Here is a 20,058-nt window from a genome sequence, read left to right as displayed (position 1 = left end):
AATCCTATTATCTTAAACTTATTTTATTTGAATCTCTTGGCAACCAGGGTAGCGTTATGCCCGCCGAATCCGAGGGAATTTGAGATGCAGACATCGACCTCGGCCTTACGCGCCGCGTTCGGGACATAATCCAGGTCGCAGTCCGGGTCCGGGAACTCGTAGTTGATCGTGGGAGGGACAACACTATCTTTTATGGCAAGGCAGCAAACTATAAACTCCACACCGCCTGCCGCGCCCAATAAATGTCCGGTCATCGACTTGGTCGAACTTACCATAACTTTCTTGGCGTGGTCGCCCAACGCCCGTTTTATCGCCATGGTCTCCACCTTATCGTTCATTTTAGTGGATGTACCGTGGGCATTTATATAATCCACATCTTCCGGATTAAGCCCGCTGTCTTTTAACGCCCATTTTATAGCCAAAGACGCGCCGTGGCCGTCAGGGTCAGGCGCGGTTATATGATAGGCGTCGCAGGAAGCGCCGAATCCGGGCACTTCGCAGTATATATGCGCCCCTCTTTTTTGGGCGTGTTCCAGTGATTCCAGGATCACTATGCCGCAGCCTTCACCCATAACAAACCCGGTGCGCTGGGCGTCGAACGGCCGGCTGGCTTTCTCCGGTTCGTCATTACGCACAGATAAGGCCTTAAGCGCGCAAAAACCGCCGACACCTAAAGCAGTAACGCAGCTTTCCGTGCCTCCGCTGATCATAATATCCGCGTCGCCGCGCTGGATGATCCGCACCGCGTTACCTATAGCATGAGAGCCGGAAGCGCAGGCAGTGGTCACCGCCAGATTAGGGCCGTTAAAACCGTATTTTATCGCGATATGCCCGGATGCCTCATTGATTATCAGGCTGGGGATAAGAAAAGGCGAAATGCGCGAAGCGCCGCCTTTTAAATAAACCTTATATTCTTCTTCTATGATCCGCAAAGAGCCTATGCCGGAGCCTACTATAACGCCCGCGCGCTCCTTGTCAACTTTCTCAAGGTCCAGGCCGGAATTCTTGACCGCCTGGTTAGTGCAGGCCAGCGAGTATTGGACGAATTTCTCCATACGCATAGCTTCTTTCCTGGTCAGGCCAAAGGCCTGCGGGTCGAACCCCTTGACCTCGGCGGCGATATGGCAGTCAAATCCCGAGGCATCGAACGTGGTAAGCTGACCCACCCCCGATTTTCCGGCCTGAAGGCTGCTCCAGAAAGAAGAAATATCGTTGCCCAAAGGCGAAACTACGCCTAAACCCGTTACCACAACTCTATTTTCCTGGCTCTTCATTATCCTTTACCTGAATGAATTATTAATTGGTTTATTAAAACTTACCCCGCCTAGTGAAAATGGCGGGGTAGTATTCAACCTGCAAAATACGGCATTATATTATTTATTAGCAGTTTTTTCGTCGATGTATTTAATCGCCTCGTTCACAGTGGTGATCTTTTCCGCATCCTCATCCGGGATCTCGATACCGAATTCCTCTTCAAAAGCCATAACCAGCTCTACGGTATCCAGGGAATCAGCGCCCAGGTCATCCACGAACGACGCCTCTGCGGTAACTTCCTCCGGTTTTACGCCAAGTTGTTCTGCGATTATAGCTTTTACTTTCTCTTCAACTGCCATTCTATTTCCTCCTTGAATGATCCCCAGAACCTGTTTTCGCTTTGCGCTGCGCGCCGCGAAACAGCGGGGATATGTTGTAAACCGCCGATTATACCATCACCATTCCGCCATCCACTACTATGGTCTGTCCTGTTATATAATGCGCCTCCTCCGAGGCCAGGAATAAACAGGCATTAGCCACATCCTTAGGGGTCCCTAACTTACCTAAGGGAATGTTAGCCAGCATCTTCTGTTTTATTTCTTCGGGAAGCTTGTCGGTCATAGCCGTCTGGATAAATCCAGGGGCTATGGCATTGACATTGATATTCCGGCTTCCCATTTCCCTGGCCGAGGTCTTAGTCAAGGCGATTATCCCGGCCTTAGAAGCTGCATAGTTTGCCTGTCCGGCATTTCCCATTATCCCAATGATCGATGCAATGTTGACAATCTTACCCTGGCGCTGCTTTATCAGGGGCCTGGCGCAGGCTTTGGTGCAGTTAAATGTCCCTTTAAGGTTGACATTTATGACCGCATCCCATTCTGCCTGGCTCATCCGCAAAAGCAGATTGTCTTTAGTGATCCCGGCATTGTTAACTAATATATCAATCTTGTTGAATTTGTCAAGAATTTTGTTGACCGCTTCTTCTACCTTGGCATAATCGGTGACATCCACCTGCCCGGATAAAGTCTTCCTGCCTAAAGCCTCGATCTCTTTACAGGTATTATCCGCATCCTGAGGATTAACATCCCAGATCACGATATCCGCGCCTTCCCTGGCAAATAACAGGGATATTTCCTTGCCTATGCCTCTGCCTCCTCCGGTAACCAAAGCCACTTTCCCTTCTAAACGCATTATTTTACCTCCGTTAATGTTCCTATTTGACAAAATTAGCGATATCCGCGGCTTTTTCTATGTTGAACACCTGCGCGGAAGGTTCAATCTTGCGCATCAGGCCTCTTAACACCTTGCCCGGTCCGAATTCGATAAACTTGGTCACCCCCTGGCTAAGCATATATCTCATTGACTCTTCCCATCTTACCGCTGAATATATCTGGTAAACCAGATTCAGCTTTATATCCGCGGTCCTGTACATAGGTAGCGCAGTATAATTGCTGATAACCGGAGCTTTAGGCATAAACATAGGCAGATCGTCCAAGATTTTCTTTAACGCGCCCGATGCCTCGAACATCAAAAGGGAATGAAATCCCCCGCTTACCGGCAGGTCAATGGCTTTCTTAGCTCCGGCGGCCAGGCAACGCACCTTTGCCATCTCCACATTTTCCGCGAAACCGGAAATAACGATTTGTCCCGGGGCATTAAGATTGGCTATTTCAGACTCGGTTTTTCTGCATATATCCCTGACCCTGTCCATAGAAAGATCCAGTATAACCACCATCTTGCCGGGCCTTTTTTGGGCAGCCTCTTCCATTATCCGGCCTCTTTTATGGATCAATTTCATGCCGTTCTTGAACTCAAAAGCGCGCAAAGCGATCAAAGCGGAATACTCACCCAGGCTAAGGCCGGCGGCAAAAGCGGGTTTTATGTTGTGTTGGGCTTGGAACGCCTCGAAAGCCGCCAGGGTCACGCTGACAATAGCCGGCTGGGAAACATTCGTCGGCTTAAGACTGGCTTCCGGTCCGTCAAAGCACAACTTTCTGAGATCCAAACCCAGGGTCTCTTCCGCCTTTTCAAACACCGCTTTACTTTCAGGAAAAGCCTCGCATAGATCCTTGCCCATTCCGACATACTGGCTTCCCTGGCCTGCGAATAAAAATCCGTATTTATCCATCGAACCCTTTATGTTTTAGTTTAGATCACCACTTAATAATCACCGCGCCCCAAACCAACCCGCCCCCGAACGCGTCCAGAAGCACAATATCGCCTTTTTTGATCTTGCCTTCCTGGACAGCCTCGCATAAAGCTATAGCCACGCAGGCGCTGGACATATTCCCGTATTTCTCAATATTAAGATAAACCTGCGCGTTGACGAATCCCAGCCTCTTCGCTACAGCGTTGATGATCCTCAGATTAGCCTGATGCGGGATGATCCAATTCACTTCCGCGCATTTAAGCCCGGCGTTTTTCAGAGCCATTAACGCGGCGTCAGCCATACTGGTGACCGCGATCTTAAAAAGCGCATTTCCGTCCATCTTGATGTAATGCAGCCTGTCCTGAACGGTCTGGGCTGTAGCCGGATTACGCGAGCCTCCGCCCGGCATATTCAACAACCCCGTGTTGGACCCGTCTGAACCCAGATAAGCCGAAAGGATCTCGGAACCTGTGCTCTCCCCCAGGACCATTGCGCCGGCGCCGTCCCCGAAAAGAACGCAGGTATTCCGGTCCTGCCAATCGGTTATCCGGGTAAGGGTCTCCGCGCCGATGACCAGCGCGTTCTTGACCGTTCCGCGGGCGATAAACTGCTGGGCAATGGTTATCCCGTAAATGAACCCCGCGCAGGCCGCCGAGATATCAAAACAAAAAGCCTTCTTTGCCCCAAGATTCGCCTGGACAAAAGTAGCCGTAGACGGAAACTGCATATCCGGAGTAACCGTAGCCACTATTATCATATCCAGATCCTGTGGCTCCAGGGAAGCAGCTTTCAAAGCCTGCCTGGCGGCTTTAGTGGCCAGGTCGCTGGTAGCTTCATCTTTAGCGGCTATATGTCGCTCTTTAATGCCGGTGCGGGTAGTGATCCATTCATCGGAGGTGTCGACCATCTTTTCCAGGTCTGCGTTGGTCAGGACCTTCTCCGGTATGTATTTCCCTAATCCCAATACGCCTACTTTTTTCATTGAGTTCTTTCTGTTAAAGGATTACTTGTCTAACGGCGCAACTTGAGGGTTATTTTCTTTAGTTTGAACCAATCCTTCCAAATTTATCGCCTCCAAGACCTTCTCGTTGAACCTGTTCTCCACTTCCTCCTTGGCCACCCGGATCGCGTTCTTGATCGCTTTGGCATTCGACCTGCCGTGGCCGATTATCGATACTCCGTTGACGCCTAAAAGAGGCGCCCCGCCGTATTCAGAATAATCTATCTCTTTTTTAAACGCCCTGAAGCTCGACCGCAAAAGCAAGCCTCCGATAATACCAAGGGGATTGCTAAAAATATGCTTTTTCAGAGAGATCTGCATCGCCTCAGCCAGGCTTTCCGTAACCTTTAACGCGACATTGCCCACGAACCCGTCGCAGACAATAATGTCGCAATCTCCGGAGAACAAATGCCTGCCTTCAACGTTGCCGATAAAATTCAGATGGGTCTTGGATAACGATTCATGGATATCCTTGAGAAGCACGGTCCCTTTGCTTTCCTCCTCGCCCACGTTCAAGAGGCCTACCCTGGGATTGGGATTATGCAGGATATAACGTGCATAGGCATCTGCCATTACCGCGTACTGCAAAATATGCAAGGGTTTAGGGTCAATATTCGCCCCTACGTCGATAATCAGGGAAACGCCTTTCAGGCTGGGCATTAACGTAGCGATACCCGGCCGCTCGATGCCGGGCAGCATCCCTAAAGTCAACGTGGACGCGCAAACAACAGCCCCGGTATTTCCGGCGCTGAAAAACGCGTCCCCCTGGCCGTCGCGCACCAATTTCAGGCCCAGCACAATAGAAGAATTACGCTTCCTCCTGACGCTGGTAGCCGGAGAATCATGCATTTCAATGACTTCGGATGCGGGATATACCGAAAGAAGCTTGGAATCGAACTTCATTTTTCTGATACGCATGCGTATCTTTGCTTCATCTCCGACCAGGACAACCCCTACCTGATATTCTTTAACCGCGGCTATCGCTCCGTCAACCACCACATCAGAGGCATAGTCGCCGCCCATAGCATCAACAATTATCTTCATTTATTCTTGATCCTGTCTGATAGGATTTAGTTAAGCGGCCTTCTTTTTGTCTTTTTTTACTTTGATCGCCACTGCCTGCTTTCCATCATAGTTCCCGCAAACCGGACATACACGATGCGGCCTCTTTAATGATTTACATTGCGGACAGGCGATAAGGCCGGCCGGGATTACTTTCCAATGGGTCCTGCGTTTTTTCCCGCGGGTATGCGAATGTCGTTGCTTTGGTAAAGGCATTTTAATCTCCTTAATGAGCAGCTGAGTTACGAAAACTCCGCCGGAGCGACGCAACTCAGGGCTTCGACATACGTCGAAGCGTCTGCGAATTAACCCCGCAGCTTGCGTATGTAATTTCAGTCGCGAAGCGCTGAAAATTACAAAGCGTCTAAGCAAGGGGCAAAACGGTTAATAAATACCCGGCTTATCTTCGGGCATAACATCCTGATATTTACTTCTTATCCCCACAACCGCATTTTGCCTCATTAAGATTCACCCCGCATCCGGGGCATAATCCCAGGCAATCCGGTTTGCACAAAGGCTGCAAAGGATACCACAGGATTATATCTTCCCGGATATCCGGATCCAGGTCAAGTTCGTAAATACCGCGGTCCAAAGCGAAACTCAACCTTAACTTCCTATCCAGGAGCTGGTCAAATTCTTTCAGGCAACGCCCGCAGACCTGGCTGACGCGCGCGGTTATCTCCAGTTCGGCGATTACCGCGTTGGTTATTTTTTCCAGCCGGGCCTTAACATGCACCGGGCTTTTGAACTTTGTTATATCAGTCCCCGCCTCCAGCGCCTCCGCGGAGATATCCTCTTCAAATACCGTCCCTAGGGGAAGGATGTGATTTACATTTATCTTCATTACTTGTTTTTTCGTCTGATCTTAGATTTCAATGCGGTTTCCACGAAATCAGGGAGGAACGGGGATAAATCCGCGCCTAAAAATGCTACTTCTTTCAAAAGCTTTGACGAAATATAGCTGTAAGACTCATGCGGCATCAGGAATATGGTTTCGATATCCTGGGCCAGCTTTCTATTGGTCAAAGCCATCTGGAATTCATATTCAAAATCCGAAAGCATCCTTAATCCCCGGATCAATACCGGCGATCTGTTCTTGCGGGCAAAATCCACTACCAGGCCCCTGAAATCGCAAACAGTGACGCCTTTCATTCCGGAAGTAGCTTTTTTAAGCAAAGCGACCCTTTCCGGAACGGTAAAAAACGGCGATTTCCTGGGATTATGCGCTACGGCGACAATAACCTCGGAGAATATCTCTTGAGCCCGTTTAATTATGTCAATATGACCGAAGGTGACCGGGTCGAATGTACCGGGGTATATGGCTTTTTGACGCATATTCTTGGGCTAAATTCCCTTCTTATAAAAAGAAAGCACGGAATCACCGTACTTGGACTGCCTGAACCTGGACAGGTCTCCTTGTTTCTCAGGCAAAGGGTCTTTCTTAAAGTGCTGCACCCCTATATACCCGGAAGGCAGTAATATATCACAATCAGCCAGGATTTGCAAGGCTTTTTCTGATATCCCCTTATAATACGGAGGATCAAGATAGATCAGATCAAATTTCTTTTGGCTGGCATAAAGCTGCTTTATAGCCTCTAAGCTGTCTTTGGCAAGCACCATTACCTTATCTTCCAAGCCGAAGACTTTGACATTATCCTGGATCGACTTTACGCAGGCCCGGCTTATCTCCACAAAAACCATCGACCCTGCGCCTAAAGACAACGCCTCCAGGCCCACAGAACCCGAACCGGCGAACAATTCCAGGCAGGATAAACCGGAAACATCTCCCATAATATCAAAAAAAGCCTTTTTTACCCGGTCCTCTGTCGGCCTTATGCCTTCCGGGACCTGAATGATCCTGCTCTTATATTGCCCCGATATTATGCGCATATTCTTTAGCCCACCACCATAACTTTTTCGTATTCCGGAAAGCGCTGCAAGAGCTTTTCCTTCAATAAAACGTTCTGCCGGGATCCCAGCCCCGGGTCTTGAGCCACTATATTGACCGCCTCTTCCCTGGCTGACTTCAAAAGCTGCAGCTGGGTCAAAGGATTGGCGATCCTCAACCCGGTCAAACCGTGCTGCCTGCTGCCGAAGTACTCTCCAGGGCCGCGTATTCTAAGGTCCTCTTCCGCGATCCTGAAACCATCGCTGTAACTGGCCATTGCCAGCATCCTGGCCCGGCTGGTTTCAGTTACCGCGCCGGAAACCAGCACGCAAAATGATTCTATAGCGCCCCGGCCTACCCTGCCGCGAAGTTGATGCAGCTGGCTCAATCCGAAACGTTCGGCATGCTCGACGATCATACAGGTAGCCGAAGGCACGTCTATCCCTACCTCCAAAACAGTGGTCGATACCAGAGCGTCCAATTCCTTGTTCTTGAATTTAAGCATAACCGCTTCCTGCTCATCATGCTTCATCCTGCCATGGATCAACCCCAGCCTGAACTGCCGGAATTCCCCTTTTTTGAACTGTTCGTACATCTTTTCCGCGCCGGCAATATCCAGGGCATAAGATTCCTCGATCACCGGATAAACAATATACGCCTGATTTCCGGCCGCCATCTGCTCTTTGGCAATGGCGTAAGCCTGCGCTTGTTTCTCCCGGGTGAAATAGAGCGTCTTGATCCTGCCCCTGCCCGGAGGCAAATGCCGGATCACCGAAACATCCAGGTCGCCGTAAAGGGTTATAGCCAATGTCCGGGGTATAGGCGTGGCGGTCATTATCAATATATCCGGATTTTTCCCTTTAGCCGGCAGCAGGGCCCTTTGGCCTACGCCGAATTTATGCTGCTCATCGATCACCGCCAAACCGAGGCTCTTGAACTGCACGTTCTCTTCAAGCAAGGCATGCGTGCCGATCACCAGGTCGACCTTTCCTTCTTTAATATCCCGGATCATCTTATCCTTCTGTTTTCTCAGTCCGGAGCTGGTAAGCAGGCCGACTTTGATCTTATTCCGCTGTGATCTCAAGCCGGAAAGCTGGGAGTTTATTTTTTCAAAATGCTGCCTGGACAGTATCTCCGTTGGAGCCATTATCGCCGCCTGAAAACCCCCCTGAATAGCGATCATACAGGCGCCGGCAGCCACTACTGTTTTTCCCGAGCCCACGTCCCCCTGAAGCAGCCTTTGCATGGCTTCAGGCTTGGCCATATCCGCCTTTATCTCTGCGATCACGGTTTTCTGGCCCTCGGTAAGCTCGAACGGAAGTTTTGCCAGGAAATCATTCAACAGACGGCCCTCTACTTTATGCGCGATCCCTGCCTTCTCTTTCCTTTTTTGTTTTCTCAATATAAGCGGCAGTTGAAAAAACAGGAATTCCTCGAAAGCCAGTCTGGCATAAGCATCCTTCTGCAGGCCGTCATTCTCCGGGAAATGAATATTCAAAATGCTCTGCGCCAGATCAAGCAGTTTGTGGTTCCGCTTTACATCGAACGGCATAAAATCTATGACCTGGCTTAAATATTTATCCAGGGCCATCCGGATCATCTTGCGGAAACTGCGCTGGCCCAGGCCTTGGGGCAAAGAATAAACCGGGACGATCCTGCCGGAATTAAGCGATCCCTCGCTTTCCCCGGAGACAACCTCGAATTCCGGCGCGTTCATTTGCAGTTTTCCCGAATACCGCTCAATCTTACCGTAAAGAATAACCTCCGTCCCCGGCCGCAAATAAGCCTTAAGATACGGCTGATTGAACCATACGCAGGAAAGCCTGCCGGTAGCGTCTTCTACCAGCGCCTCGGTAATACTGAACCCCCTGCGCCGAAAAGAACGCCTGTCCGCGCTGACCAGGACCCGGGCTTTTATTGTCTGCTCCCGGCCTTCTTCCAAAGCTGATATGGGAATAAATTTAGTCCGGTCTTCATAACGCCTGGGGAAATAATACAAAAGGTCTTCGATGCTGCAGACGCCCAGCTTGTTAAAAACCTTTTCCCGTTTCGGGCCTACGCCTTTTACATAGCGTATGGAGATATCGCTTAATTTTCCCATATTCCACTTCAAGACCCGGTCTTGTAAACCATTAGCCTACAACAAGTTACAAGACCGGGTCTCGGATCACAATTTTCTGCCGTAAATATACACCCGTACATCGCGGCCGAGCAAATACCGAAAACAAGACCTCGTCTGCTGAAAAAGCAGGCTGAACCCGTTTTTCAAGAAGAAATCTTTTGCCTTATCCGAAAAGGTAGCTAAACGCACCGCTGATGCTTTGTTCGTTTTTAAATGCTTCAGGTAAGCCGCGATCAATCTTGAACCGATCCCCTTACCCCTAAAACCTGCTTTAAGGTTTATATGCATTACAGCCGGATAGTCATTGCTGAAATCCGGGCATTTAAATTCGCCACGGATCAGGCTTTTCAGGCTATGGAATATGAAAACGAGGTTTTTCCTGTTGAACAGCGCCCCCCTGATGAGCATCTTCAGGCAAAGCGGGCCGCAGATCTTTCCGCCGAATATCTTTCCCATCTTACGGCTGTCCCGGGAACCGATCAGATAGCCGATAACCCCACTGCCGGACTGGGCCACGAAACTCGAACCAGGCTCATAGTCGGTGAAATAAAGAGTAAGGAAATCCGCCAGGACCTCTTTATCCGAGAAGAATATTTCCCCGGGGCCGCCCATAAGCGCAGTATCGCAGGCGATCTGCCGGACAGCATCGCGGTCAGCCCCGTAATAAAGCCGGATAATTATATCATCCATTTCCTACTCTAATTTAACGACCCTCCAGGCGCCCTCATCCAAAGGGAACCGGAACATCCGGCGCCTAACCCGGGACATTATGTATTCGGGATCATCCAGGCTGGCTAAAGGTATCTTGACGACCAGATTCTTGCCTTCATATCTCAACTGCGCCTGCCGGATGAACAACACGTCCTTTTTGTCTTTTATCCGCATACCCAATAAACCGATAGTGATCTTCAGTTTGGGCATCTGGCTGAATTTCTTCTTGTGGCTATACCCTAATAGATTAATGAATACGCCCATATTCTTGGATAGCTTGTTGCGCAACGCCAGGCGGATCAAAAGAAAATCATCCTTACAGGCGTATGATAAAAGCGGGGTCTCGTTATTTTTGCGCTCCCGGGTTTGCGGGGCGCCGGCAACCGGCTCTTTTTTTATATCGGTAGCCTGCCAATCTATCTCTTCCTCCGAGCGTTTTACCCGGATCAACGGACAATCGCCGTAAAGCTCGTTCTTGCGGGCAAAGGTAAACAGGTACGGGGGATTATATTCGATCTGGCTTTTATGGAACGAGATCACTTTTTGCTTGTTCTCTATTTCTTCCGGGATCAGATCAAGCCTGGCCCACTTCATATCGGCCAATTCATTCGGCGGATGAAGCTCAAGGTTAATATGGTGGCCGCGCGGCCTGGGCCAGCCAGCCACATGCACGATATAAGGGTAAACCTGAGGCGGATCGATCAATCCTTCCAAATCCCATAGCGCCACACGGGAAAAAAGGTATAATGCCTGATGATCGCGGTTACTGTCCGCGGGATGGGAAACAAATATTTTGGTCGGCCTGAACGCGCGCAATATGGTCTTAAGGTCCTCCAGGATGCTTTCACCCTCATACGGGGCGCCTATCGAAAGGGCCTCAGGATACGACACCTTCCTGATCCTGGTCAGCATGCTGCGGAAAGGGACTTTAGACTGCCAGTATTTTGTCAGGATCTCCATAGTCCCGAAATCCGGATACCCCATAAATTTCACATTCTCCGGCCCCAGCCCCAGATAGCCCATCCCGGACAGGGTTTCTTTTCTGCGCACCTCCCCCATATGCAGGAATTCGCCTTTTTTAAAAGTTATGCGCTTCTCATATACGATAAAAGCGAATTCATTATTATCGCCGTTGGTATAGCAAACCACCTGCACTTTTGCCCCGGCCCCTAACGCCCGCTGTATCATACCTGAGCAGGCTATCGCCTCATCATCGGGATGCGGGGCAAGGACCAAAACCCGGTCTTCCTTGACGAACCCCTCAAGCCCGGGGATATCCCGGGAATACGATGAACTGCCCGGCAAAAAAACCAGGACAAGCAGGCTCAACAGATATTTAAGATATTTATTCATTAATTCACAAAACGTATTGTGGCTGGTCTGGATCCGGGGCACCCTGAAGGCTTTCAGGGGCTTCTTCCTGTCCCGGCGCTTCTTTTAACTGCGGGGATCCCGGGCTGGCTTTTCGTTTACCCTGCGAAGAACAGGCATGAGTCACTTCTATATCCAGCGGCGCTGATGTAAAACTTTTTTCTTCTATCGTCACACGCGCCGGATAGATCCTTATCCTGCCGGTTTTTTTCGGCAAAAGCATGAAAATATATTCCGCCCGGGTCTTTAACTTGCCGGCGTGCCTGAATATGTTCGTAGCCTGCCCCTGGGATACGATCTTGAAACTCGTGAATTTCGGGATATGCGGAGCGGGAATACTCCTGCGCGTGGACTCAATGACCACCTTGTAGGTAAGCAGTTCTTTAGGCGCGACGCAGGTTTTATCCACTTCCGTGCGGATAGAGGTATTGGCAAAAGCATAACCCCGGCTAAGGGCCAGACCGGTTAACATAACCGCAAAAATCAACAATGCCTTTTTCATCATATCATTAATTATCCATAAAAAAAGGGGCAACCTCTTGTTCCATAAAGGCTGCCCCTTTTTAGTTTAACGATCAGTCGCCATAAACCGTGGTAGTGTATTCGCCGAATATGCCCAGTATGTTCTTGGCGCTGTAATCGACGTATTTGACCTTTTTGATCCCGCCGTTATCCGAGGCAGCCTTAATACTGGCATCGCCTGTGGCTACTAAGCCCAGGATCGACGTGGATTTGGCAACCCCTACTTTTGAATAAGCAAGACCTTCAGTGCCGACAGCCGCGGGGGCCTTGATCTCCGTATAAAGCGCTCCATACGGATAAGGCGTAGCGCAGCCTGACAATAACACGCTGCACGCAAAAACCAGGACCAGACAAACACCCGATGCTTTTTGCATCCGTTCCTCCTTTTTTACCGCTACCTTTTTAACACCTGTTCCTGCAAGCCGGCGATCTGCTTTCGCAGATTGATGATCTCCGATTCCAGATGCTGGTTGGAATTTATCAAAGCCTGGCAGGAGTTAATAAAAGACTGGCTGCTCTCCCGGCTGCCTTCCATAAGTATGCCCAACTGAAAAAGCCGGCCGGCTATCACTACGAGAAAAACAGCTATTATAGTAAGCGCTGCGTTTAAATATCTCATCTTTCCGGGTCAAGCACGAATGTGCTTCCATCCCAGGAATAAGAACGGTTCATCTTATATCCGGTATCCTGGATCGGCTGGCAGAATAATATCTTCGGGGTCCCACTGACCACTTCAAATTTAACGCCCGGGTCGACAAAGACCTGCTCAAAGATTATCTGAGCCTGATCATCCACATCCTTTAATACCTTGACCCCGCAGACATTGCTGTTGGTGTCATAAATAGCCACGATCTCCTTCTTGCCGTCATTATCCAGGTCGATCTGCTGCAACACGCGAAAAACCTTCACATCCTGGGTAACCTTAGGCGGCTGTGGGACGGCTGCCCCAGGCGCCGGCAGAGTATCCGCCTTTTTAGAAGCTGTAACGCAACCGCTGGACAATGCCGCCGTTAACAAGAAAAAGCCTGTCGCCAACGCGAACAAGAATTTATTACGATTCATCCGGACACCTCCCCATAAATTACCGGCCTATATGGCCATATTTGATTGTTTTATTTTATTACCAAATAAGCCTTTTGGCAACCAAATTTATCTTCTAAAAAACGTCAGCCCTGCCCTTGACATTTAGCAATTCCGTGTCATACTCATACTGTAGTCAAGATGTAGGGAGTAGGTGAACAAGGAGGTCGTACCGATAGCGCAAGCTGTAAAGGCCTATCACCTGCAAAAAACCCCAAAGTTTCACGGTTTGGGGGTTTTTTGTTTTTACGGCCTTAAAAGGAGGCAAAATGACCCTGGCAAAGCTCGGAGACAAAGTAAAGGTCCATTACACCGGAAAACTTGAAGATGGGCGGATATTTGACGATTCGCTGAAACGCGAACCTTTGGAGTTCAAGATCGGGGAAAAACATCTTCTGGAGGATTTTGAGCAGGCGGTGATCGGGATGAAAGCCGGGGAATGGAAAACAATAAAGATCCCCGCCGATAGGGCTTACGGACAACCTCGTCAGGAAATGTTCCTGGCTCTGGACCGGGATCAGCTTCCTAAAGACCTTAAGCTGTCCGTCGGCCAGCAATTACAGATCAGCCAGGATGAAAATATGCCGTTAATAGTAACGGTAAACGAAATCGCCGAAACAAAAGTCGTGGTGGACGCCAACCATCCTCTTGCCGGCAAAGACCTGGTATTCGATATAACCCTGCAAGAGATACTGCCCGGGCGCTCCTGCTGCGAATAAACCGGATTTGTAATTGGCCTTAAATAACCCCCGCTAATTCCCGGATCAGTTTGCGCGAATCATCCCAGCCCAGGCACGGGTCGGTTATGGATCTCCCGAAAACCTTCGCGTTAATATCCTGGCTTCCTTCCTCAATATAGCTCTCGATCAGGAACCCCTTGAGCATCTTTTTCAATACCTTTGAATGCCTCGTGCTGCGGATCACCTCCAGGGCGATCCTGGGCTGTTCTTCATATTTCTTGCCGGAATTAGCGTGGTTGGTATCCACGATGATCGCCGGGTTCAAAAGGCCGCGCTTCTGGTACATCTCGGACAATTTGACCATTTCCTCATAATGATAGTTGGGGATGCTCTGGCCGTGCTGATTAACAGCTCCCCGCAGGATGCTGTGCACATAAGGATTGCCGGAGGTCTTTACCTCCCATCCGCGGTAAATAAAAACATGCGCCGACTGGCCTGCCTGGACGGAATTAAGCATCACGTTCAGGTCCCCGCTGGTGGGATTTTTCATCCCCACCGGGATATCCAGCCCGCTGACCGTCAAGCGGTGCTGCTGGTTCTCCACCGACCTGGCGCCTATGGCCACGTAGCTTAACAGGTCCTCGACATACGGGTAATTCGCCGGATAGAGCATCTCATCGGCAGCGGTAAGTCCCGACTCTTTCAACAGCTTCAGATGCATCTTCCGCAACGCCTTGATCCCCTCCACGATATTGGGTTTGTCTTTGGGATCCGGCTGGTGCATCATTCCTTTATACCCCTCACCGGTGGTCCTGGGTTTATTGGTATAAACACGCGGGACCAAAAGCAGCTTTTCCTCCACCTCGTCCTGAAGCTTCTGTAACCGAGAAACATATTCACAGACCGCCTTTTCATTGTCCGCGGAACACGGCCCGATAATGACCAGGAGTTTATCGCTCTTGCCGGTGAATATATCGATTATTTGCCTGTCCCTTTCCTTCTTTACCCTCCGCAAGGCCTCGGGTATTGGCATCCGGCTGATTATCTCGTTAGCGCTGGGGATCTTCCTTAAATATTCGAAACTCATTTCGTGCCTTTCTTAAAATTAAAGCCGGGATTGCCGCTCTTAATGTTTTGCAAAGAATGCTATCGCGAACATCGCCAATGAGAATATAATTACCGCTGAAAAGAGCAGAACCAGGATAAGCTGGACCCGGTATAATGACGCCAAACGGCCCAAGGCCTTCATCAGGTCGTCGGATTCGCCTTTGGCGTTGAACATTCTCATTTCGCCGGAGAACTTAACGGTATAAAAGCCCATTACCGCGGATATCAACGCCTGCACGAATAATTCCACGGTTTTCGCTATCGTCTTATCCTGCGTCAGCACCCCGTCCTTGATCGCCCATAACAGGTTGACCGCTCCGACCAACAGCAAAAACCCCGCCATAACGAATAAGAACATCCCGATTATCCTGGCGTTTCTCGCCAAAGGGACCAGTTGTTTTTTATCTTTATCGGTGAATGTCATTTGCATAGCCTCTCCTTTTTTATCGGTCGATATCTATTTCTTCCCTACAGAGAACGCCTGCGCCAGAAACTTCCCTGTGCCGTAATAAGTCCTGGTCGCGGGATTAAAAATGAATGGTTTTATCTTCTCGATATCCGGCTGGCCGTCCTTGTCCAAGGCCGTCTCATCGGCCTTTATATCCTTTACCTCGCCCACAAAGATCGTGTGCAGGCCGACCTTGGCGCTTTGGATCAAAGCGCATTCCAGGGCCAAAGGAAATTCTTCGATATAAGGGGCGTCAACAATAGCGCTTTTTACCGCGGTTAACCCGGTGGATTTGAATTTGTTCTCGTTCTTACCGGAAACGATTCCGCAGTAATCCGTTTCTTTGATGTACTTCTCCGAAGGGATATTCACGGTGAACGCCTTGCGCTCCAGTATATTCGCGTAGGTATAAGTCGCCTCGCGCAATGATATGCTCACGCACGGGGGCTGGGAACAGCATATCCCTGCCCAGGCAACAACCATGGCGTTAGGATTGCCGGACTTATCGTATGTGCCGATGATGAAAACCGGTGTCGGAAAAACTATGGTCTTGGCGCCGATCGACTTCTTCATTTTCTGTTTATCTTTTCTTCTTTTTGGACTTTACTACCGTGCATAAAACCTTGGCATAAGGCGAGAGCCTGCTCTTTTCGTAAGGGAATTCCCTGCAGGTCTTTGGCTTCAGGTTATAATCGATCTTGTGTATCGAACAAAGCCCGTCACGGTCAAGGAAAGTGCACGGCTCGTCTTCATAACTGGTGCCGATCCGGTATCCTGATAAGAAATCCGTGTCCTTCTCCAGTTGAAAAAATTCGCCCCTTAATCCCAGGGACGCTATCTTTTTAGCCTCTTCTACGTCCGCCCACGCCCCGAATTTACAGCAATCCGCCTGGCTCTTGCATTCGCCACAGATATCTTTTTTTGCTTTCTTCCTGGTTTTTTTTGCGCCCTTCGACATATTCACCTCAACATTTACCCTGGCCCGGGCCTAAACACCCTGCGTTTTTTCGGGCGAACAAGGGATAGTGAAACCGAATGTGCTGCCTTTACCGACACGGCTTTCCACCCAGATACGGCCGCCGTGCACCTCCACAATCTGTTTAGCGATCGACAGCCCCAGCCCCGTGCTGGGCAGCGCGGCATCCTGCCCGCTGACTGTTTTATACTTCTCGAATATTGAAGGTATCCTGGATTCCTCGATCCCGACCCCGGTATCGCTGACCGATATCTCCACATGTTTGCGGTCAAACGGTATAGGGCCGTCATAAAGCTTCGCCTGCACGGTTATCGCCCCGGAGACCGCGTAAACTTGATGGCGTTGCTCAGCAGATTGATGATGACCTGCACGACCCTGTCCTTATCCGCGTATATCCGCTCCAGGGAGCCTGCCGCCTTCAATTGGATCTGCAGGTCCTTACTATGCTTCCACCTTTCCACGGAAACAGCCGCTTCCTCAAGGATCGGCTTTACCTCCAGTTCTTCGCGCTTCAACAGGAACATCCCCGCTTCCAGTTTGGACATATCCAGCAGTTCATTGATAAGCCGCATCAACCTGCGGGAATTCTCGTTGATTATCCTGATAAAATCCTTATGCTGCTGCGAGATATCCGATTCCAGGAGTAAAAGCGAGCTCTTCTCGATATTTATCAGCGGGGTGCGTAATTCATGCGCCACCTGGGAAAGGAATTGCATTTTAAGCTCGCTCATCCTTTTAAGCTCCTGGTTGGAGCGTTCGATAAGGAGCGCGCGCTTCTCCAGTTCATCCGCCGAGCCCCTGAGCTGCCGGCTGATCTGATTGATCGAATCCGAGAACTGAGCCTCAACTCCGGGTTCAGCGGGAATCTGCGACTGCGGGTTATAATTCCCTTTTGATATGGTGGCCAGGCTCGCGGCGATCCTGGACAGATAACGCACCAGGTTGATCAAACCCAGTATCCCCAGCGAAACCAGGATCGAGGTAATAAAAATCACCAGCTTCTTTTCCCCGGAATTAAACGCGGCGGGATAAAAAATCAGGTAAAGACTGACTAAAAGCGGGATTATCGCGATCAGCCCTATATAAGAAAATATTTTTCTGGCTATATTCATTTATCGTATATGTTATATCGTTTTATTATACCGGCAGTTATCCGAATTATCAATAATTCTATTTCTCCGTGGTGCTGTCCCTGATGGACACCGCCACATACTTACCCGGCTCAGGATTATAATAATGAACGATGACCGAATCTTCCAAGTCTATCTCATCAAGGGCGATCTGCCCTGACCCTCGGGTTATAACCGTAGCGTCGGTCACGTCAATATTCACATAACCAAAATCGCAGATAACCATAATAGAGGACATCACAAATTCCACTTTGGCCACTGTCCCGAAAAGCCGTTTTATCTCTTTCGGCTCTTCGGCGGCCGGCTTTTGGCAATGCCCAACGTTTATCACTAAAGGGATAAACGCCAATAAAACCAGGATTGCTGTTTTGTTCCAGGATCTACGCGTAATGATCTCCTTTTTTCTGCCGGGTTATCAACCTAATTCGCCATGCGTGTAAATATTCCCCTCCTCATCCACAGCCAGGTCGCCATAGACAAACACCTTGATCGAGCCGGGGAATTGGGCATCGCGGACCTTGAACACGTTCATTTCGATATAACCTTCCCGTATCGCGCTTATATCCGCATCCGGGCTGACCCCGGCCCAGCTAAAACCTGATAGGCATTGCACACAGGACCGCCTGTCCTTTACGCCCTGATCGCATTTGTCATAAAGTATGCGCCATCCGGGATCCGAGCCGCCGTCATAGATAAACCCCGCGCCACCGGGTTTAATGGCTTTCTGCGCGGCATCCGTCATCCGGATATTCCGCACCTCGTAATCCTGCGCGCATTTGTTCTTGAAACACAGCGGCGCCGACGGCGGGCATTCACGCACACATTTTTCGCAATCATCCGGAGCGCGGATATTCCAATACTCCTCCAAAGCCTCTTTCTCTTTGACATTGACATAGGTATCGCAGCCGAAAGAGCACGGGAGCAAAAGGTCCAGCCTGCCGCAATCCGAATCAACCTCGCAGTAATTCGCCGGATCTGCTTTAGCGTGGAATTCCTCTGCCAGCCCGGAGCAGGCGTTTTTTGCCCCAACAGCGCCTTTACTCTCCGCGCTGTAATCCGCCAGATCGATATCTTTAAAGCTTATGTTGACCGGAGTGCATGTCCCGCTTTTAATAATATTAACACTGCAATCAAAACCCGAACCGGGGGTTATTTTGTATTTTCGGATAAATCCCTTTCCCGGATACCAGGAATTCGTTAGGCGCATGGCCCGCGGGCCGCGCAAGGCGTATCCCGCCTGATTAGCCCGATGCTCCACATAAGAGATACCGCCTTCAGGAAGAATGAATTCAAAATTCACCTCGACCCCTTCATAACCCGGGCCTGAAATGTCCTTACCCTGCTGTATAGATGCCCCGCTTTTCTCAGCCGATATTATCCGGCAGGCGCCTTCAAACACATCATATTCACAGGGCCCGCCGACCCTCCTATCAGGCTCGTTAGCGTTCTGCGCCTGCGCAAAAAAGAAAGGGGCACTGAACAAGCCAATACATAGCATAAAATAAAAAAACAGCCGTTTCCACAGGCTGTTTAATTTGATCCGTCCCCTATATTTATTAACCACCGTGTTAAGGCGCATGGGGTTATTTTATCGCGAAACCCCTTCACAGGCAATCAAATTATATCACTTATTCCCCAGCTTGCCCACGCTGAACGGATTAATATCGCCCCCGGCTAATTTACATTTCAAAGCGGAGCAATCGCGCTCTATATGCAGGCATTCCGTAGATTCATCCGCGACCACTGCATTGTCTTCGATCTTTGTCCCGGAGCTGATCATGAACGCGGCGTTCCTCTGTTTCAGGCTGCAATATCTCCAGACCATTTCGTTTGAGCCCATTTCACCCTCGCTAATAGAAAAACAGGCCTAAAAATATCCGGGATGGACTACTTTCGCTTTTCCTTCTTCTTTATCTCGTTCCAGTTCCTGATGATCTGCCGTGCGGAACTGACCCGTGTGTTCCCGAAGACGTGCGGATGCCTACGCTTGAGTTTCGCGATCAATTCCGCGATGACATCCTCAATATCAAACCGATTAGACTTCGCCGCGATCTGCGCGTTGAACATCACATGCAGCAACAGATCACCCAACTCTTCCCGCATATGACGGGTATTATTAGACCTTACCGCGTCAATAAACTCGCCTACTTCCTCTTTTAGATGCGGGATAAGGGTTTTATGGCTCTGCTTTTTGTCCCAAAGACAGCCTTTCGGCCCGTGCAGCCGCTTAAAAACCACTTTCAACTCGGTGAATTTTGTCTTCGGGGCCATAAAAATTACTTCTTTTTCTTCTTGGCTACTTTCTTTACCGCCTTCTTCTTAGTATGACTGCCGCAGCATTTGCACATATAACACCTTTCAGTAGAGACTGAACACCGGCGTATATTCTAATGCACAGGCACATACCGGCGGTTCAAATACCGCCGGGTGCAATTACGCCGGGTGCCAGTATCGCTTAAGAAACACCCTATCCTCTTACGCCGGGTGTATTATTTCCCCCCACAACAACATCCACCACCTTGCGGCTTCTCTTCTTTCGGCTCTTCTTTCGGCTTACC

General features: G+C 49.8%; 28 protein-coding genes. 1 reads left to right on the top strand and 27 read right to left on the bottom strand.

Annotation, left to right across the window (positions count from 1 at the left end):
* Window positions 1–23: 23 nt before the first annotated feature.
* The 17 genes from fabF to M0R35_00610 form a co-directional block, all read right to left on the bottom strand.
* The gene (gene fabF, locus M0R35_00690) at window positions 24–1,274 is read right to left on the bottom strand and encodes a beta-ketoacyl-ACP synthase II (GenBank protein ID MCK9594179.1); all 1,251 of its coding nucleotides are present in this window, start codon (window positions 1,272–1,274) and stop codon (window positions 24–26) included.
* A gap of 99 nt (window positions 1,275–1,373) precedes the next feature.
* Window positions 1,374–1,613, bottom strand: coding sequence for an acyl carrier protein (gene acpP / locus M0R35_00685; GenBank protein ID MCK9594178.1), 240 nt, complete (start codon window positions 1,611–1,613; stop codon window positions 1,374–1,376).
* 88 nt (window positions 1,614–1,701) lie between these two features.
* A complete protein-coding gene (gene fabG / locus M0R35_00680; GenBank protein MCK9594177.1) occupies window positions 1,702–2,445 on the bottom strand; it encodes a 3-oxoacyl-[acyl-carrier-protein] reductase in 744 nt (247 codons plus the stop codon).
* 22 nt (window positions 2,446–2,467) lie between these two features.
* Window positions 2,468–3,382, bottom strand: a complete 915-nt coding sequence (fabD, locus tag M0R35_00675) for an ACP S-malonyltransferase (protein MCK9594176.1) — start codon at window positions 3,380–3,382, stop codon at window positions 2,468–2,470.
* Between the two features lie 25 nt (window positions 3,383–3,407).
* Entirely contained in the window at window positions 3,408–4,385 is a 978-nt protein-coding gene (locus tag M0R35_00670; protein ID MCK9594175.1) for a ketoacyl-ACP synthase III, read from the bottom strand.
* Window positions 4,386–4,406: 21 nt separating this feature from the next.
* Window positions 4,407–5,447: a phosphate acyltransferase PlsX gene (gene plsX, locus M0R35_00665; protein MCK9594174.1), complete on the bottom strand. Its 1,041-nt coding sequence runs from the start codon at window positions 5,445–5,447 to the stop codon at window positions 4,407–4,409.
* A gap of 30 nt (window positions 5,448–5,477) precedes the next feature.
* Entirely contained in the window at window positions 5,478–5,681 is a 204-nt protein-coding gene (rpmF, locus tag M0R35_00660; GenBank protein MCK9594173.1) for a 50S ribosomal protein L32, read from the bottom strand.
* A 211-nt stretch (window positions 5,682–5,892) separates the two neighbouring features.
* Window positions 5,893–6,309 (bottom strand): DUF177 domain-containing protein, encoded by a 417-nt coding sequence (locus M0R35_00655; protein ID MCK9594172.1) that lies wholly within the window; start codon window positions 6,307–6,309, stop codon window positions 5,893–5,895.
* Window positions 6,309–6,800: a pantetheine-phosphate adenylyltransferase gene (coaD, locus tag M0R35_00650; protein MCK9594171.1), complete on the bottom strand. Its 492-nt coding sequence runs from the start codon at window positions 6,798–6,800 to the stop codon at window positions 6,309–6,311. The genes M0R35_00655 and coaD overlap by 1 nt, the downstream gene beginning before the upstream one ends.
* A gap of 9 nt (window positions 6,801–6,809) precedes the next feature.
* Window positions 6,810–7,355 (bottom strand): 16S rRNA (guanine(966)-N(2))-methyltransferase RsmD, encoded by a 546-nt coding sequence (rsmD, locus tag M0R35_00645; protein ID MCK9594170.1) that lies wholly within the window; start codon window positions 7,353–7,355, stop codon window positions 6,810–6,812.
* Window positions 7,356–7,360: 5 nt separating this feature from the next.
* Complete coding sequence (recG, locus tag M0R35_00640; protein ID MCK9594169.1) at window positions 7,361–9,454, bottom strand: ATP-dependent DNA helicase RecG; 2,094 nt, start codon at window positions 9,452–9,454, stop codon at window positions 7,361–7,363.
* 66 nt (window positions 9,455–9,520) lie between these two features.
* On the bottom strand, window positions 9,521–10,165 hold the full coding sequence (locus tag M0R35_00635) for a GNAT family N-acetyltransferase (protein MCK9594168.1): 645 nt from the start codon (window positions 10,163–10,165) through the stop codon (window positions 9,521–9,523).
* Between the two features lie 3 nt (window positions 10,166–10,168).
* A complete protein-coding gene (locus tag M0R35_00630) occupies window positions 10,169–11,539 on the bottom strand; it encodes a PIG-L family deacetylase (protein MCK9594167.1) in 1,371 nt (456 codons plus the stop codon).
* 4 nt (window positions 11,540–11,543) lie between these two features.
* Window positions 11,544–12,062: a BatD family protein gene (locus tag M0R35_00625; protein ID MCK9594166.1), complete on the bottom strand. Its 519-nt coding sequence runs from the start codon at window positions 12,060–12,062 to the stop codon at window positions 11,544–11,546.
* A 70-nt stretch (window positions 12,063–12,132) separates the two neighbouring features.
* Complete coding sequence (locus M0R35_00620) at window positions 12,133–12,453, bottom strand: TRL-like family protein (GenBank protein ID MCK9594165.1); 321 nt, start codon at window positions 12,451–12,453, stop codon at window positions 12,133–12,135.
* Window positions 12,454–12,473: 20 nt separating this feature from the next.
* Window positions 12,474–12,698 carry a hypothetical protein gene (locus tag M0R35_00615; protein ID MCK9594164.1) on the bottom strand — a complete coding sequence of 75 codons (225 nt, stop codon included), beginning with the start codon at window positions 12,696–12,698 and terminating at the stop codon, window positions 12,474–12,476.
* On the bottom strand, window positions 12,695–13,141 hold the full coding sequence (locus M0R35_00610; protein ID MCK9594163.1) for a hypothetical protein: 447 nt from the start codon (window positions 13,139–13,141) through the stop codon (window positions 12,695–12,697). The genes M0R35_00615 and M0R35_00610 overlap by 4 nt, the downstream gene beginning before the upstream one ends.
* 287 nt (window positions 13,142–13,428) lie before the next feature.
* Between M0R35_00610 and M0R35_00605 the strand changes: the two genes are divergently transcribed.
* Entirely contained in the window at window positions 13,429–13,878 is a 450-nt protein-coding gene (locus M0R35_00605; protein ID MCK9594162.1) for a peptidylprolyl isomerase, read from the top strand.
* A gap of 19 nt (window positions 13,879–13,897) precedes the next feature.
* On the opposite strand, the gene M0R35_00600 is transcribed toward M0R35_00605, so the two are convergent.
* The 10 genes from M0R35_00600 to M0R35_00555 all read right to left on the bottom strand — a co-directional run bounded on the left by M0R35_00600 (window position 13,898) and on the right by M0R35_00555 (window position 19,771).
* On the bottom strand, window positions 13,898–14,926 hold the full coding sequence (locus tag M0R35_00600) for a 3-deoxy-7-phosphoheptulonate synthase (protein ID MCK9594161.1): 1,029 nt from the start codon (window positions 14,924–14,926) through the stop codon (window positions 13,898–13,900).
* Window positions 14,927–14,965: 39 nt separating this feature from the next.
* Window positions 14,966–15,376, bottom strand: a complete 411-nt coding sequence (locus M0R35_00595; protein ID MCK9594160.1) for a hypothetical protein — start codon at window positions 15,374–15,376, stop codon at window positions 14,966–14,968.
* A gap of 27 nt (window positions 15,377–15,403) precedes the next feature.
* The gene (locus M0R35_00590) at window positions 15,404–15,967 is read right to left on the bottom strand and encodes a flavin reductase family protein (GenBank protein MCK9594159.1); all 564 of its coding nucleotides are present in this window, start codon (window positions 15,965–15,967) and stop codon (window positions 15,404–15,406) included.
* Between the two features lie 7 nt (window positions 15,968–15,974).
* On the bottom strand, window positions 15,975–16,352 hold the full coding sequence (locus M0R35_00585; GenBank protein ID MCK9594158.1) for a YkgJ family cysteine cluster protein: 378 nt from the start codon (window positions 16,350–16,352) through the stop codon (window positions 15,975–15,977).
* A gap of 30 nt (window positions 16,353–16,382) precedes the next feature.
* Window positions 16,383–16,676, bottom strand: coding sequence for a HAMP domain-containing histidine kinase (locus tag M0R35_00580; GenBank protein ID MCK9594157.1), 294 nt, complete (start codon window positions 16,674–16,676; stop codon window positions 16,383–16,385).
* A 2-nt stretch (window positions 16,677–16,678) separates the two neighbouring features.
* Window positions 16,679–17,482: a hypothetical protein gene (locus M0R35_00575; GenBank protein ID MCK9594156.1), complete on the bottom strand. Its 804-nt coding sequence runs from the start codon at window positions 17,480–17,482 to the stop codon at window positions 16,679–16,681.
* Between the two features lie 58 nt (window positions 17,483–17,540).
* On the bottom strand, window positions 17,541–17,831 hold the full coding sequence (locus M0R35_00570) for a hypothetical protein (protein MCK9594155.1): 291 nt from the start codon (window positions 17,829–17,831) through the stop codon (window positions 17,541–17,543).
* A gap of 84 nt (window positions 17,832–17,915) precedes the next feature.
* A complete protein-coding gene (locus tag M0R35_00565) occupies window positions 17,916–18,998 on the bottom strand; it encodes a hypothetical protein (protein ID MCK9594154.1) in 1,083 nt (360 codons plus the stop codon).
* Window positions 18,999–19,124: 126 nt separating this feature from the next.
* On the bottom strand, window positions 19,125–19,340 hold the full coding sequence (locus tag M0R35_00560; protein ID MCK9594153.1) for a hypothetical protein: 216 nt from the start codon (window positions 19,338–19,340) through the stop codon (window positions 19,125–19,127).
* 47 nt (window positions 19,341–19,387) lie between these two features.
* Window positions 19,388–19,771, bottom strand: coding sequence for a hypothetical protein (locus tag M0R35_00555; GenBank protein ID MCK9594152.1), 384 nt, complete (start codon window positions 19,769–19,771; stop codon window positions 19,388–19,390).
* Window positions 19,772–20,058 lie beyond the last annotated feature (287 nt).

It is taken from the genome of Candidatus Omnitrophota bacterium (genome assembly GCA_023227985.1).
In the GTDB taxonomy this organism is placed as follows: Bacteria; Omnitrophota; Gorgyraeia; order Gygaellales; family Profunditerraquicolaceae; genus JALOCB01.
The sequence above is the reverse complement of the archived record's forward strand: the minus strand, read 5'-3'. Positions and strand labels throughout refer to the sequence as shown.

Excerpts from the sequence above, each read along its gene's own strand:
- fabF (MCK9594179.1), bottom strand. The coding sequence starts at position 1,274 with ATGAAGAGCCAGGAAAATAGAGTTGTGGTAACGGGTTTAGGCGTAGTT.
- acpP (MCK9594178.1), bottom strand. The coding sequence starts at position 1,613 with ATGGCAGTTGAAGAGAAAGTAAAAGCTATAATCGCAGAACAACTTGGC.
- fabG (MCK9594177.1), bottom strand. The coding sequence starts at position 2,445 with ATGCGTTTAGAAGGGAAAGTGGCTTTGGTTACCGGAGGAGGCAGAGGC.
- fabD (MCK9594176.1), bottom strand. The coding sequence starts at position 3,382 with ATGGATAAATACGGATTTTTATTCGCAGGCCAGGGAAGCCAGTATGTC.
- M0R35_00670 (MCK9594175.1), bottom strand. The coding sequence starts at position 4,385 with ATGAAAAAAGTAGGCGTATTGGGATTAGGGAAATACATACCGGAGAAG.
- plsX (MCK9594174.1), bottom strand. The coding sequence starts at position 5,447 with ATGAAGATAATTGTTGATGCTATGGGCGGCGACTATGCCTCTGATGTG.
- rpmF (MCK9594173.1), bottom strand. The coding sequence starts at position 5,681 with ATGCCTTTACCAAAGCAACGACATTCGCATACCCGCGGGAAAAAACGC.
- M0R35_00655 (MCK9594172.1), bottom strand. The coding sequence starts at position 6,309 with ATGAAGATAAATGTAAATCACATCCTTCCCCTAGGGACGGTATTTGAA.
- coaD (MCK9594171.1), bottom strand. The coding sequence starts at position 6,800 with ATGCGTCAAAAAGCCATATACCCCGGTACATTCGACCCGGTCACCTTC.
- rsmD (MCK9594170.1), bottom strand. The coding sequence starts at position 7,355 with ATGCGCATAATATCGGGGCAATATAAGAGCAGGATCATTCAGGTCCCG.
- recG (MCK9594169.1), bottom strand. The coding sequence starts at position 9,454 with ATGGGAAAATTAAGCGATATCTCCATACGCTATGTAAAAGGCGTAGGC.
- M0R35_00635 (MCK9594168.1), bottom strand. The coding sequence starts at position 10,165 with ATGGATGATATAATTATCCGGCTTTATTACGGGGCTGACCGCGATGCT.
- M0R35_00630 (MCK9594167.1), bottom strand. The coding sequence starts at position 11,539 with ATGAATAAATATCTTAAATATCTGTTGAGCCTGCTTGTCCTGGTTTTT.
- M0R35_00625 (MCK9594166.1), bottom strand. The coding sequence starts at position 12,062 with ATGATGAAAAAGGCATTGTTGATTTTTGCGGTTATGTTAACCGGTCTG.
- M0R35_00620 (MCK9594165.1), bottom strand. The coding sequence starts at position 12,453 with ATGCAAAAAGCATCGGGTGTTTGTCTGGTCCTGGTTTTTGCGTGCAGC.
- M0R35_00615 (MCK9594164.1), bottom strand. The coding sequence starts at position 12,698 with ATGAGATATTTAAACGCAGCGCTTACTATAATAGCTGTTTTTCTCGTA.
- M0R35_00610 (MCK9594163.1), bottom strand. The coding sequence starts at position 13,141 with ATGAATCGTAATAAATTCTTGTTCGCGTTGGCGACAGGCTTTTTCTTG.
- M0R35_00605 (MCK9594162.1), top strand. The coding sequence starts at position 13,429 with ATGACCCTGGCAAAGCTCGGAGACAAAGTAAAGGTCCATTACACCGGA.
- M0R35_00600 (MCK9594161.1), bottom strand. The coding sequence starts at position 14,926 with ATGAGTTTCGAATATTTAAGGAAGATCCCCAGCGCTAACGAGATAATC.
- M0R35_00595 (MCK9594160.1), bottom strand. The coding sequence starts at position 15,376 with ATGCAAATGACATTCACCGATAAAGATAAAAAACAACTGGTCCCTTTG.
- M0R35_00590 (MCK9594159.1), bottom strand. The coding sequence starts at position 15,967 with ATGAAGAAGTCGATCGGCGCCAAGACCATAGTTTTTCCGACACCGGTT.
- M0R35_00585 (MCK9594158.1), bottom strand. The coding sequence starts at position 16,352 with ATGTCGAAGGGCGCAAAAAAAACCAGGAAGAAAGCAAAAAAAGATATC.
- M0R35_00575 (MCK9594156.1), bottom strand. The coding sequence starts at position 17,482 with ATGAATATAGCCAGAAAAATATTTTCTTATATAGGGCTGATCGCGATA.
- M0R35_00565 (MCK9594154.1), bottom strand. The coding sequence starts at position 18,998 with ATGCTATGTATTGGCTTGTTCAGTGCCCCTTTCTTTTTTGCGCAGGCG.
- M0R35_00560 (MCK9594153.1), bottom strand. The coding sequence starts at position 19,340 with ATGGGCTCAAACGAAATGGTCTGGAGATATTGCAGCCTGAAACAGAGG.
- M0R35_00555 (MCK9594152.1), bottom strand. The coding sequence starts at position 19,771 with ATGGCCCCGAAGACAAAATTCACCGAGTTGAAAGTGGTTTTTAAGCGG.